The sequence below is a fragment of the Demequina lignilytica genome (assembly GCF_030418305.1).
GTDB classification, from domain to species: Bacteria; Actinomycetota; Actinomycetes; order Actinomycetales; family Demequinaceae; genus Demequina; species Demequina lignilytica.
On record NZ_JAUHPX010000005.1, the window covers coordinates 1 to 12,657 of the forward strand.

The 12,657-nt window shown below is 73.1% G+C and carries 10 protein-coding genes; 3 read left to right on the forward strand and 7 right to left on the reverse strand.

The window, feature by feature from the left end; translation table 11 throughout:
* Window positions 1-49: 49 nt before the first annotated feature.
* The 7 genes from secA to mtrA all read right to left on the reverse strand — a co-directional run bounded on the left by secA (window position 50) and on the right by mtrA (window position 9,570).
* Window positions 50-2,956 (reverse strand): preprotein translocase subunit SecA, encoded by a 2,907-nt coding sequence (secA, locus tag QQX10_RS08810; RefSeq protein ID WP_301119924.1) that lies wholly within the window; start codon window positions 2,954-2,956, stop codon window positions 50-52.
* Between the two features lie 47 nt (window positions 2,957-3,003).
* Window positions 3,004-3,888: a DMT family transporter gene (locus QQX10_RS08815; RefSeq protein WP_301119917.1), complete on the reverse strand. Its 885-nt coding sequence runs from the start codon at window positions 3,886-3,888 to the stop codon at window positions 3,004-3,006.
* A gap of 44 nt (window positions 3,889-3,932) precedes the next feature.
* Window positions 3,933-4,592 carry a ribosome hibernation-promoting factor, HPF/YfiA family gene (gene hpf / locus QQX10_RS08820; RefSeq protein ID WP_301119915.1) on the reverse strand — a complete coding sequence of 220 codons (660 nt, stop codon included), beginning with the start codon at window positions 4,590-4,592 and terminating at the stop codon, window positions 3,933-3,935.
* Between the two features lie 128 nt (window positions 4,593-4,720).
* A complete protein-coding gene (locus tag QQX10_RS08825) occupies window positions 4,721-5,443 on the reverse strand; it encodes a ComF family protein (RefSeq protein ID WP_301119913.1) in 723 nt (240 codons plus the stop codon).
* Window positions 5,444-5,531: 88 nt separating this feature from the next.
* Window positions 5,532-7,256: an LpqB family beta-propeller domain-containing protein gene (locus QQX10_RS08830; RefSeq protein WP_301119911.1), complete on the reverse strand. Its 1,725-nt coding sequence runs from the start codon at window positions 7,254-7,256 to the stop codon at window positions 5,532-5,534.
* Window positions 7,253-8,890, reverse strand: coding sequence for an MtrAB system histidine kinase MtrB (mtrB, locus tag QQX10_RS08835; RefSeq protein ID WP_301119909.1), 1,638 nt, complete (start codon window positions 8,888-8,890; stop codon window positions 7,253-7,255). The genes QQX10_RS08830 and mtrB overlap by 4 nt, the downstream gene beginning before the upstream one ends.
* The gene (gene mtrA, locus QQX10_RS08840) at window positions 8,887-9,570 is read right to left on the reverse strand and encodes an MtrAB system response regulator MtrA (RefSeq protein ID WP_301119906.1); all 684 of its coding nucleotides are present in this window, start codon (window positions 9,568-9,570) and stop codon (window positions 8,887-8,889) included. The genes mtrB and mtrA overlap by 4 nt, the downstream gene beginning before the upstream one ends.
* A gap of 80 nt (window positions 9,571-9,650) precedes the next feature.
* Here mtrA and QQX10_RS08845 point away from each other — a divergent pair, with 80 nt between their 5' ends.
* From QQX10_RS08845 to QQX10_RS08855, 3 genes are read left to right on the forward strand one after another with little or no spacing between them, the layout of a single operon-like run.
* Window positions 9,651-10,787: a DUF8558 domain-containing protein gene (locus tag QQX10_RS08845; protein WP_301119904.1), complete on the forward strand. Its 1,137-nt coding sequence runs from the start codon at window positions 9,651-9,653 to the stop codon at window positions 10,785-10,787.
* A gap of 10 nt (window positions 10,788-10,797) precedes the next feature.
* Window positions 10,798-11,421, forward strand: a complete 624-nt coding sequence (locus QQX10_RS08850) for a DUF4129 domain-containing protein (protein WP_301119902.1) — start codon at window positions 10,798-10,800, stop codon at window positions 11,419-11,421.
* Complete coding sequence (locus QQX10_RS08855; protein WP_301119900.1) at window positions 11,418-12,653, forward strand: DUF4350 domain-containing protein; 1,236 nt, start codon at window positions 11,418-11,420, stop codon at window positions 12,651-12,653. Before QQX10_RS08850 ends, QQX10_RS08855 begins: the two co-directional genes overlap by 4 nt.
* The last annotated feature ends 4 nt before the right edge of the window (window positions 12,654-12,657 follow it).

Genomic DNA, 12,657 nt, shown 5'->3' on the forward strand with positions numbered 1-12,657 from the left:
GGGGGCGCCCGGGGGGGGGGGCCCCCCCCCCCCCCGAGGCTCGGGGCCGTCAGGCCTCCGCGCCCTCCTCGTTCCTGCCGTGGCACATCTTGTACTTGCGGCCCGAGCCGCAGGGGCACGGCGAATTCTTGCCGGCGCCCTCGAAGACGCGGCCGTCCTCCCACGGCTTGAGGCCCGACGGGCCCTTCTCGATCGTGGCCGCGCCCGTCCCGTCCTGCGACGGACCGGAGAACGTCATCGCGCCCATCGTCGACCGGACGGGGCCGCCCGCGGTGCCCGTGGCCGGGGTCGCGACCAGGCGCTGGCCGGCCGGTCCGGCGGCCGTGGCCGCACCGCCGCCGGCGAGACGCTGCGCGGGGTTGGCCGCGCCCTGCGTGCGGGCCTGCGCCACCGCGTTCGCCTGCGCGGCGGCGTTGGCCTGCGCGACCTGAGCCGCGGAGTCGGGCGTCACCGGCGCCTGGTTCTCGCGCTTCTCGACGCGGAACAGGATGGACACGGCCTGCTCCTTGATCGCATCGGTCATCGCCTCGAACAGCTGGAAGCCCTCGCGCTGGTACTCGATCAGCGGGTCGCGCTGACCCATCGCGCGCAGGCCGATGCCCTCCTTGAGGTAGTCCATCTCGTACAGGTGCTCGCGCCACTTGAAGTCGAGGACCTGCAGCAGCACCTGCCGCTCGACCTGACGCATGATCTCAGCGCCGATGCGCTCCTCGACCACCTCGTACTGGACCTTCGCGTCGGCGACCAGCTCGCGCTCGAGGAACGCCGTCGACAGCCCGGAGAGATCGCCGGCCTCCTCGATCAGCTCGTCGCGCGTGAGGCTCACGGGGTACACGGTGTGGAGGTCCTTCCACAGCGCCTCGAGGTCCCAGTCGTCGGGCGATCCGACCGCGGTGGACGAGCGCACGTCGTCGGAGACCACGTCCTCGACGAAGGTCAGGATCTGCTCGCGCAGGTCCTCGCCGTCGAGCACGCGCCGGCGCTCCGCGAAGATCACCTTGCGCTGGTCGCTCATGACGTCGTCGTACTTGAGGATGTTCTTGCGGATCTCGTGGTTGCGGCCCTCGATCTGGGCCTGCGCGCTGCGCACGCCGCGCGTCAGCACCTTGGACTCGATCGGCATGTCGTCCGGCAGCGCGCCCGAGTTCATCACGGTGGACGCGAGGCCGGACTGGAACATCCGCATCAGGTCGTCCTCGAGCGACAGGTAGAACCGGCTCTCGCCGGGATCGCCCTGGCGGCCAGAGCGGCCGCGCAGCTGGTTGTCGATGCGGCGCGACTCGTGACGCTCCGTGCCCAGGACGTAGAGGCCGCCCGCCTCGAGCACCTCGTCGCGCTCGGCCGCGGTCTCCTCCTGCGCCGCCGCGAAGACGTCCTTCCAGACCGACTCGTACTCCTCCGGGCTCTCCTTCGGGTCGAGCCCGCGCTCGTGCATCTGGGCGACCGCGCGGAACTCGGGGTTGCCGCCGAGCATGATGTCGGTGCCGCGGCCGGCCATGTTGGTGGCGACGGTGACGGCGCCCTTGCGTCCCGCCTCGGCGACGATCGCCGCCTCCTGGGCGTGCTGCTTGGCGTTCAGGACGGTGTGCTTGATCCCGCGCTTGCGGAGCTCCTTGGACAGGTTCTCCGACTTCTCGACGGACACCGTGCCGACCAGCACCGGCTGGCCCTTGGCGTTGCGCTCGAGGATGTCGTCGATCACCGCGGTGAGCTTGGCCGCCTCGTTCTTGTAGAGCAGGTCCGACTGGTCGGCGCGGATCATCGGCCGGTTGGTCGGGATCGGGATCACGCCCATGCCGTAGGTGGAGTGCAGCTCCGCGGCCTCGGTCTGGGCAGTTCCGGTCATGCCCGCGAGCTTCTCGTACTGGCGGAAGTAGTTCTGGAGCGTGATCGAGGCGTAGGTCTGGTTTTCCGCCTTGATCGGCACGCGCTCCTTGGCCTCGATCGCCTGGTGGAGGCCCTCGGAGTAGCGACGACCCTTGAGGAGGCGCCCGGTGTGCTCGTCGACGATGTCGACCTCACCGCCCTGGACCACGTAGTCGACGTCCTTCTTGAACAGCTCCTTCGCCTTGATGGCGTTGTTGAGGAAGCCGATCAGCGGCGTGTTGGCGGGGTCGTACAGGTTCTCGATCCCGAGCGCCTTCTCCACCTTGTCGATGCCGGGCTCGAGGATGCCGACCGCCCGCTTCTTCTCCTCGACCTCGTAGTCCTCGCCCGCCGTCATCTCCTTGACCAGCCGCGCGAACTCCACGTACCAGCGGTTGTTGTCCGCGGACGCCGGCCCGGACACGATGAGCGGGGTGCGCGCCTCGTCGATGAGGATCGAGTCGACCTCGTCGACGATCGCGTAGTGGTAGCCCCGCTGGACCAGCTGGGCCGGCTGGAGGGCCATGTTGTCGCGCAGGTGGTCGAAGCCGAACTCGTTGTTGGTGCCGTAGGTGATGTCCGCCTCGTACTGCTGGCGGCGCACCTCCGGGGTCTGGTTCGCGACGATGCAGCCGGTGGTCATCCCGAGGAACCGGAAGACGCGGCCCATCAGCTCGGACTGGTAGCCGGCAAGGTAGTCGTTGACCGTGACGATGTGGACGCCCTTGCCGTCGAGGGCGTTGAGATAGGCGGGCAGCGTCGCGACCAGGGTCTTGCCCTCACCGGTCTTCATCTCCGCGATGTTGCCGTGGTGGAGCGCGCCGCCACCCATGATCTGGACGTCGAAGTGGCGCATCCCGAGGGTCCGTCGCGCGGCCTCGCGCACGGCCGCGAAGGTCTCGGGCATCAGGGAGTCGAGACTCTCGCCGCCCTGCCGGCGCTCCTTGAACTCGTCCGTGAGCGCGCGGAGCTCCTCATCGGACATCTCCTGGTAGGCCTCCTCGAGGGCGTTGGTGAGCGTCACCACCTTCTCGAGGCGGCGCAGCTCGCGCCCTTCGCCCACACGGATGATCCGGTCCAGCAGTGCCACGTCTCGCTCCTCGCGTACCGTCGTTAGTCCCCGACCATCGTAGGCGGTCAGTGGAGGGACTCGGGCTCGTCTCGCTGTGGGCGCAACAGGACCACCGCCGCGCCCAGCAGGAGGCCTCCCACGATGCCGAGCGGGCCGAGCCTCTCCGCGAAGATGAGCGCCGCCGCGATGGCGGCGACGAGCGGCTCGAGCAGCGCCACGATGGTCGCGACGAACGGCGGAACGGACCGCAGCCCCGTGAGGTACGCGACATACGCGAGCGCGGTGATGAGCACGCCCATGGCGATGGTCAGCGCCCATCCGTAGCCGTCAGACGCGGCGCCGATGCCCGTCGCGGCCGCGGCGGGGACCAGCAGCAGGCCGCCGAAGGTGAAGGCGAAGGCCGTGTGCTCGACGGGCCCGAGGCCGGGCACCTCGTGGCGGTTGACCACCGTGATCGCCGCGAACGTGGCTCCCGCGCCGAGCGCGATCAGCGCGCCGAGCGGCCCGTTCCGCCCGGTGTCGAGCGACCCGCTCAGCAGCAGCGCGAGCCCGCCGAGCGCGAGGGCCAGCGCGATCAGCGTGGTCGCGGGCGGCCGCCGGCGGTCGGTCGCCCAGTCGTAGGCGGCGACGAACACGGGCGCGGAGCCGATGCCGATGAGCGTCGACAGGCCCACGGACGAGTACGAGATCCCGAGGAAGTAGCAGGCCTCGAACGCCGCGGTGAGCGCACCGGTGAGCAACGCGCGGCGCCACTGGGCCGCGCTCAGGCGCCGCAGCGTGCCGCGGACCGCGAGGTAAGCGAGCAGGGCGACGCCCGCGACCAGCATCCGCCACATGGCGATCGACAGGGCGCCGATCCCAGCGTGGTCGCCGAGCAGGGTGCCGGTGATGCCGCCGAAGCCCCACAGGGTCGCCGCCAGCACCACGGAGAGGAAATGACGGGGCCGCACCCCCGAAACCTATCCGGTGGTGCGGCCCCGTCGGGACGATGCGATCAGGCGCTCTCGCGCTCCGCCTCCTCCGCCTGGACGCCGGCGTCGGACTGCTCGAGGTGGATCACCCCGTAGGTCCAGCCGCGGCGCCGGTAGACCGCCGAGGCGAGCCCGGTGTCCGCGTCGTGGAACAGGAAGAAGTCGTGGCCGACCAGCTCCATGTGGTCGAGCGCGTCGGCCACCGTCATCGGCGGCGCGGCGTGCGTCTTCGAGCGGATGACGATCGGGGTGCCGTCGATGGGGATCTCGCGGTGCGACCCCTCGGGGGCACCCTCCCACGCCTCGACGCTCGCGACCCGCTCGTCGCCCTCCGCCGGCTCGGGCGCCGGCGGGACCGAGTGGAGCCCGGTCTTGCCCTGGTGACGGTGAACCTTCCGCTCATGCAGCTTGCGCAGCTGCTCGACGAGCTTCTGGATGGCGGCGTCGAGGGCGATCATGCGGTCCTCGGCCGACGCCTCCGCGCGCACGACCCGGCCTCCGCGGACCGTGATCTCGACGCGTTCGCGCTCGTTTCCGTGCTTCGGGTTCCTCTCATGGACCACATGGACGTCCGCGCGAGTCGCCCGCGGCGCGAGCGTCTCGATCTTCTCCATCTTCTCGAAGATCTTCTGGCGGAGGTCCTCGGAGACCTTGGTGTGGCGTCCGACGATGGCGATGTCCATGACGAAAACTCCTTCTGTTCTCACTGTGACCGCTCGGCGGCCAGGGGCAAGGGAGGGGCGGCGCTTCTCGCGCCTGATACATCACCTCCTCGCCTGGAAGGTGTTCGACGATCATCGTCCTGGACCTCCTACAGTAGCGCGCTCCCCTGCCGACTGTGCACCCCCGGCGCGACGGCCAGCAGGAGCGCCCCGACGGGCACCGCGGGGCCCGCCTGAAGCGCCTGGGCCGCGCGCGCGAGGGTGGCCCCGGTGGTCACCACGTCGTCCACCAGGAGCACGGGTCGCATCGGCCCGCGGACCGCCGCGAGCGCGACCGGGGCCTCGCCGCGCCAGCGCCCGCGATCCCCCGCTCCGCGTGAACGTCCCCGCGCGGGACGCAGCAGGCTCCGGGGAGATGCCGAGACTCCCGCGTCACGGAGCCCGGCCGCGGCGCCCCGCGCGAGCAGGCCCGGAAGGTCCGCGCCACGCCGACGCGTGTGCGCCGCGCGCGCGGGGCACGGCACCACGTCGACCTCCCCGCAGGCGGCGGCCAGCGCGGCGGCCACCACCGCCGCGGCGCGGCGCATCGCCGCCGTCAGGTCGCGGTCGAGGTCGCGCCGCCCACCGTCCTTCCAGGCGGAGACGGTGCCGTGAGCCGATCCCTCGAGCACCGTGATCGACCAGGCGGGCAGGGGCGGGTCGAGCACCTCGAGGCGAGCCGCGGACGTCTCGCACCGCACCGGCTCCTCCCACCAGGGCGCTCGGCACTCCTCGCACCAGCGCTCGTCGGGGGCGTCGCAGCCCGGGCAGTCGACCGGCAGCGCGAGCCGCGCGGCGCCCACCGCCGATCGCCACACACCGGCCATCCGCATCCCACCAGGATGGCGCGCGCGAGCACGACGCAGCGCCCCCAGGCGCCCGCGGCGCGCACCGGCCGGGCCCGGGACCCGGCCGTGGACATCAGCCCGCGTACGCGAGGTCCTGGATCCCGGTCGCGATGCCCGCCCACCCGGTGCCGGCGCGCTCGCGCACGGCGCCGTCCGCGGAGACCAGGGTGATCGACCGGTCACCGTGCCGGGCGGAGATGGCGACGGCGTCGGGCACCGTCGAGTCCTCGGTGGTCCTGCCGCCGACGGTCGCGAGCCACAGCGGCACCGTCTCGTCGCCCGATCGCGTGCCGAGCAGTCCGACGGTGAGGTCGTCCACCCAGATCGCGTCGGCCACCTCGCGGACGTTCGCGCCCACGGCGAGGGGCTCGCCGACGCTCACGGGCTCTCCGCCGTCGGCCCTCACCACGGCGGCCACCTCGACCACCGTCTGCGAGCCCGCGCGGGAGACCACCAGGACGCGGGATCCGTCGCGGGACACCGACAGCCCGACAGGCACGCGGCCGGCGAGCCACTGCGTGTCGAGCCGCAGCACGCCGCCCACGCCGTCGACCGCGATGAGCCGCGTGGGGTCGGAGGCCTCCGCGCTCCACAGCCATCCGAACCGGTCGAAGCTGGGTGCGAGCAGGCTGTTGCCCTCGAGCACGGGCTCTGCGGCGATGCTCCCGGTCGGCGTCGCGAGGTCCGCGTCGTAGTCCTGGAGCGAGTCGACGCCGCCGGCGAGCGCGTCGGAGACGACGATGCGCGTGCCTCCGATGCGGTACGCCACCCGGGCGTCGTCGTAGGCGAGGGCGAGGGCGTCCGCGCCGTCGGGCACCGCTCCCGCGTCCTCGGCGGTGACCCGCAGCGCGTCGCCGTCCCACAGGCCCAGCCGCCCGCCTGCGATGACCGCGGCGAGCGGGTCGGCGATCGGATCGCGCGACAGGTCCGCCTCCTCGGCGGACAGCGGCACCCCGCCCACGCTCGCGGTGACATCACGGATGCCGGGCAGCGCCGTCAGGGTGAGCCGGAGCTGCGCGAGCGCGAGCGCCCGCTCGTCCGCGCTGCCGGCCGACTCGCCGGTGAGCCCGACGGCGGCGACCCCGTCCGTCACGACGACCGAGTCGACGGCGAGCGCGGAGCCGGCCGGGAAGCCGGTGGCCACCCCGGCGGCCAGCCATGCCGAGGGCCCCGCGACCAGCTCGCGGGCCGCCCACGTCGCGACGTTCGTCAGGGGCAGCCACCGCAGCTCGGGGACCGCCGCCGACTGGTCCGGCGTCGCGAAGATCAGGCTGACGGACTGGAACAGGCGCGTGAAGTTCGCCTCGGCGAGCAGCGAGCCGTCGTCGAGCTCGGCGATCCGCCACTGGCCCTCGTCATCCTGCGCCATGGTGAACTTGAGCTGCGTCTGCGTGCCGTCGGCCGCCTCGACCATGCGGCCCGCGCCGTCCAGCCGCGCCGCGACAGGGACCGCGTAGACCACGGTGCCGGCGGCCTCGTCGTAGTCGGGCGTGAGGGCGCCCGAGTCGAACACCGTGATCTGGGCGAGCGGGTCCCACGACGCCCTGGCCTCGGCCGTCAGGTACTCGCGCGCCACGGAGAAGTCGGAGGCGAAGCCCGCCGCGGTCGCGCGGATGAAGCCCGACACGATCGCGGTGACCGGGTCGTCGACGCGGGGCCCCTCGGCGAACGGGACGAACGGGTCGACGCTCTCGACCTGCCCTCCGCCCTCGTTGACGGGACCCGACGTCGGGATGGTCGCGCATGCCGCGAGGACGACCGCGATCACCGCCGCCCATGCCGCCAGCCGTAGCCTCACCGGTTCACCTCCCTGCGGTCCGCCTCGAGTGGGACCCGTGTCGCGATCGTGTTGTAGTCGAGCTCCGCGATCACCAACGGCAGCGGCGGATGCTGGCCGAGCCCGCGCGAGGTGCGCGGCAGCTCGAGCCTGAAGCTCGCCCCCTTGCCCGGCAGCCCCCACGCCTCCAGCTTGCCGCCATGGAGCTGTGCGTCCTCGCGCGCGATCGAGAGCCCGAGCCCGGTGCCGCCCATGGTGCGGGCGCGCGCCGCGTCCGCGCGCCAGAACCGGTCGAACACCCGGTTGACCTGCTGCGGCGTCAGGCCGATGCCGTAGTCGCGCACCACCACCGCCACCGCTCGCTTGCTCGACGCGACCACGACGTCCACGGGCCGGCGCTGGGCGTGCTCGATCGCGTTCGACAGCAGGTTGCGGACGATCCTCGCGACCCGCGGCCGGTCCATCGACGCGACGTGGTCGCCCGCGGCGACCCACAGCCGCAGCTCCACGCCCTCGCGGCGAGCCGCCGGCACCATCGCCTCCGTCTGGTCGCGCACCACGTCGGCGAGGGACATGTCGTCGAACTCCAGCTGCGCGGCGCCCGCGTCGATGCGCGAGATCTCGAGGAGGTCGGACAGCAGGGTCTCGAAACGGTCGATCTGCGCGTCGAGCAGCTCGGCCGATCGCGCCACGGCCGGGGGGAAGCCCTCGCGGGCGTCGTGGAGGACGTCGGAGGCCATGCGGATGGTGGTGAGCGGCGTGCGCAGCTCGTGCGACACGTCGGACACGAAGCGTCGCTGCAGCCGCGACAGCTCCTCCATCCGGGTGATCTGGCGCTGCAGCGACTCGGCCATCTCGTTGAAGGTGCGCGCAAGGGTCGCCATCTCGTCCTGACCCCGCACGGTCATGCGCTCCGACAGGATGCCCTCCGCCAACCGCGAGGCGACCCGCGCCGCCTGCCGGACGGGGCGCACGGTCTGGCGCGACACCTGGAGGGTGAGCAGGCCGAGCAGGATCATGAGCGCGACCGCGCCAGCGCCGAGCACACGCTGGATGAGGCTGAGGGTCGCGGCCTCGTCGGCGAGCGAGTAGACGAAGTAGAGCTCGTAGTCCCCCGCGACCCGGATCGTGATCATCGACCCGACGACCACGCCCGGGTCTCCCGTCCCCGGCATCTCCACGAACTGCCACGGCTGGGTCACGTCGGACTCCACGGCCTCCCGCATCTCGGGGCTGATCACCCCGACCAGGTCGGTGGACGTCACCGGCGTCGAGAGCAGCACGCCGGACGTGTTGGTCGGGTCCCGCAGCAGGACCAGTCCGCGGGTGTCGCCGCCCAGCGTCCCGAGGCCGTCGAACAGGTCGTTGACCAGCTGCTGCAGGTCGCCGGGGGTCTCCGCCGTCGACGCGTCCACGGTCTGCTGCGCGGAGTCCGCGTCGCGCGCCGTCTCCGCGAGGATCCGGTCGACGCGGGTCTGGACCAGCCCGTCGCGGATCTGCGAGGAGATGGCGGCGCCGATGATGCCGACCGCCGTGAGGCCCAGCACCAGCGTGGTGGCGACCACCCGGAGCAGCAGCGAGCCGCGGAACCTGCGCCAGACCCGGCGCGGCCGTGACGCCAGGTTGGCCCACAGCGAGCGCGGGGTGAGCCTCACGACCCGATGCCACCCGCCTTGTAGCCCACGCCGCGGACGGTGACGATGATCTCCGGGTTCTCGGGGTCGCGCTCGATCTTGGCGCGCAGCCGCTGGATGTGGACGTTGACCAGCCGCGTGTCGGCGGCGTGCCGGTAGCCCCACACGTCCTCGAGCAGCACCTCGCGGGTGAAGACCTGACCCGGGGTGCGCGCGAGGGTCACCAGCACGTCGAACTCGAGGGGTGTGAGCGGGATCAGCTCGCCGTCCCGCATCACCCGATGCCCGGTGACGTCGATCTCGAGGTCCGCGACCCTGACCACCGCCGGCGTCGCGTTGTCGTTGCGGCGCAGGCGCGCGCGGACGCGCGCGATCAGCTCGCGCGGCTTGAAGGGCTTCGGCACGTAGTCGTCCGCCCCGGACTCGAGCCCGAGCACCACGTCGACCGTCTCGGACTTCGCCGTGAGCATGATGATCGGCACGCCCGACTCCGCGCGGATCTCCCGGCAGATGTCGATGCCGCTCTTCCCGGGCAGCATCAGGTCGAGCAGGATGACGTCGGGGTTCGTGGCGCGGAACGCGCCCACCGCCTCGTCGCCGTGGTCGCAGAACACGGTCTCGAAACCGTCCCCGCGCAGCACGATGCCAAGCATCTCCGCCACGGCAGGGTCATCGTCGACCACCAGGATCTTCGCCGTCATGCACCCATTATGCCGACGCCCCCCGACCGCACCATGCAGGCGTGGCAGGATGGGGCGCATCGACCGGGGGGAGCGCGCGGATGACGGACCAGCAGGGCACCTCGGGATGGGCCGCGCCCGGTGGCGCGCCGACCCCGGCGGGGCCCCCGGTCGGACCGCCCGCGGCGGCGTCCTACCCCCCGCCCTACGTGCCCCCCGGGGGCCCGCCGAGCGCCGCTCCCCCGGCCCCCGGCATCGTCCCTACGCCTCATGCGGCGCCGGCGCCCGCGCCCACCTACCGCTCCTGGCAGCCGGGCATCATGCCGCTGCGACCGTTGAGCTTCGGCGACTTCCTGTCGGTGCCGTTCAAGGCGATGCGGTTCAACCGCGGGGTGGTGCTCGGCGGGCCCCTGCTGCTGACGCTCGTGGCGACGCTCGCGACGGCCGCCTTCATGTGGCTCCTGTTCACCGACCCCTCGCTCGCGATCCTCGACCCGACGTCCGACCTGGGCGGCATCGAGCCGTCCACGGTGCTGGTCGGAGGGATCGCCGTGATCGCGATGCTCCTCGCGGACCTGCTGTCGAGCGCGGTGGTGGCCCCGGCCGTCGCCCGCGCCGTCCTCGGCGAGCGGATCCGGCTGTCGCAGGCCTTCGCCGCGGTCCGGGAGCGGCTGGGCTCGCTGCTGCTGCTCTACCTGATGACCGCGGGCGCGGGCGCGCTGGTGCTCGGCATCGCGCTGGTGCCGATGCTGATGGCCGGCGCCTCCGACGACTCCCTCGGGCTCGGCGTCGGGCTCACCCTGCTGCTGTGGGTCGCCGTGATCCCGGTCGCCTTCCTCATCGGCCTCTTCAGCGGGCTCGCGCGCCCCGTGATCGTGCTCGAGAAGCGCGGTCCGATCGACGCCGTGCGCCGCGTGCTGCGCCTGATCAAGGGCCGGTTCTGGTGGACGGTGCTGATCCTGTTCGTGTCCTCGCTCATCGTGTCGATGGTCGCGGGGGTGTTCCAGCAGATCGGCTCGATCGGCGCGCTGGTGGTCGGGATCGCGGCGCCGGACAACCTCACGCTCATCGCGATCGGCGCGGTGCTGGCCGTGAGCGTCGGGATGGTCGTCTCGTACGTCCTCACGTACTCGTACCTGGGCTCGCTCCTGACGCTGCTGCACATCGACCTGCGCATCCGCCACGAGGGCTTCGACCTGACCCTCGCGGAGGCCGCGGAGGCGAGCCGCCGCGCGTGAGCGAGCGACCGTGAGCGTGATCGAGCCCCCGGTGGTGCCGGGGGCGGACGAGGCACGCCGCTGGGCCGTGGACGAGCTCGCCAAGGACGAGTACGCGAGCGGCGGGGAGTCCTGGCTCGCCCGCGTCCTGGACTGGTTCTCCCGGCTCCTCGACGGTCTGGGCGACGGGGTCGGCGGCGCCGTGGGCCCGTGGGGCGCGATCGGCATCGGGATCCTGGTCGCCGCGGTGCTCGCGCTGATCGTGTGGCTCGTCGTGGGTCCGCTCCGCCGGAACCGCCGACGCACGGTCGAGGCGGAGCTCTTCGACGACGACCGCGACGCGGCCGCGCTCGATGACGACGCCGACAGGGCGGCGCGGGCCGGGGACTTCGCGACGGCCACCATGCACGCCTATCGGGCGACCATCCGCCGGCTGGCCGAGCGCTCCCTCATCGACCTGACCCCCGGCCTCACCGCCCACGAGGCCGCGGAGCTGGGCGGCCGCGCCCTCGCGGAGCTCGCGGTCCCCCTCGCCGTCGACGCGGACGTGTTCGACCGCATCCGGTACGGACACGGAGGCGCGGGACCGGAGGCGTACGCGCACGCACGGGCGACGCTCGAGCGCGCGTCGACGGCGAAGGCGGTGGTGACGTGAGCGTCGGACGCGAGTCGCTGGTGACCACTGACCCCGGGCCGGGGATCGCGGCACGGGCCCGCGGCGGCCGCCCCTGGATCGTCGCGGTGGTGCTGCTCGCCGCGATAGTGGCGCTGCTGGTGGTGACGTCCCGCCCCAGCGACTACACGCCGCTGTCGACGGAGAACTCCACCGACACGGGGACCCGCGCGCTCGCCCAGATCCTCCGGCAGCATCACGTCGAGGTGACGCAGATCGACCGCCTGAGCCGCGCGGGCATCGCGGACCCCGCTGCCACCACCGTGGTGGTCGCGAACCCCGAGCTGCTCACGTCCGGGCAGCTCGGCTCGCTGGCCGACTACCCGGGCGACCTGGTGCTGCTCGGAGCGGACGACTCCGCGTTCGCCGCGCTCGGCCTCCCCGTCGAGACCGCGCTCGGGTTCCTCCCGGAGGTCGCGGACGCGGCGTGCCAGGATCCCGACGCCGTCGCCGCCGGCGAGGTCCGCGTCGACCACCTCGGCGTGCGCGCGACCGCGGGCGGGGACGTCACGGTCTGCTTCGCCCAGCGCGACGGCGCGGGGGCGATGGCCCGCGTCGAGGACGGCGCCCGCACGCTCACCGTGATCGCCTCGACCGGCCTGGTCACCAACGGCCGGCTGGCGGACCTGGGCCACGCGGCGCTCGCGCTGCGGGTCACCGGCCGGCACCCCGACTTGGTCTGGTACGTCGCGGACGGCTTCGACCCGACCCTGCTCACCTGGGCGGGGGACGATGCGGGCGGCGGCTCGGGCGACGGCGGCGTCGGGCGCGAGACCCTCAGCGAGCTCGAGGCCAGCCCGGACTTCCTGCCCCCGGGCACCGGCACCGCGCTGTACGCGCTCGGCCTCGCCCTGGTGTTCGCCGCGATCTGGCGCGGCCGACGCTTCGGGGCGCTCGTGCGCGAGCCGATGCCGGTGGTGGTGCGCTCATCCGAGGCCACCCGCGGTCGGGCCCGGCTGTACCGCCGGGCGCGCGCGACCGGCCGCTCCGCGGCGGCGCTGCGCGCCGCGACCGCCACCCGGATCGCCCGCCGCATCGGCGTCCCGCGCACCGCCGGCCGGGCCGACCTCGTGGAGTCCATCCGCCGCGCGACCGGCCGCTCGACCGCCGAGATCGAGGCCCTCCTCTACGGCGCCCCGCCGGCCGACGACGCCGCCCTGCTCACGCTCCTCACCGCACTCGACGCTCTCGAAAGCGAGGTACACCGACCGTGACCGA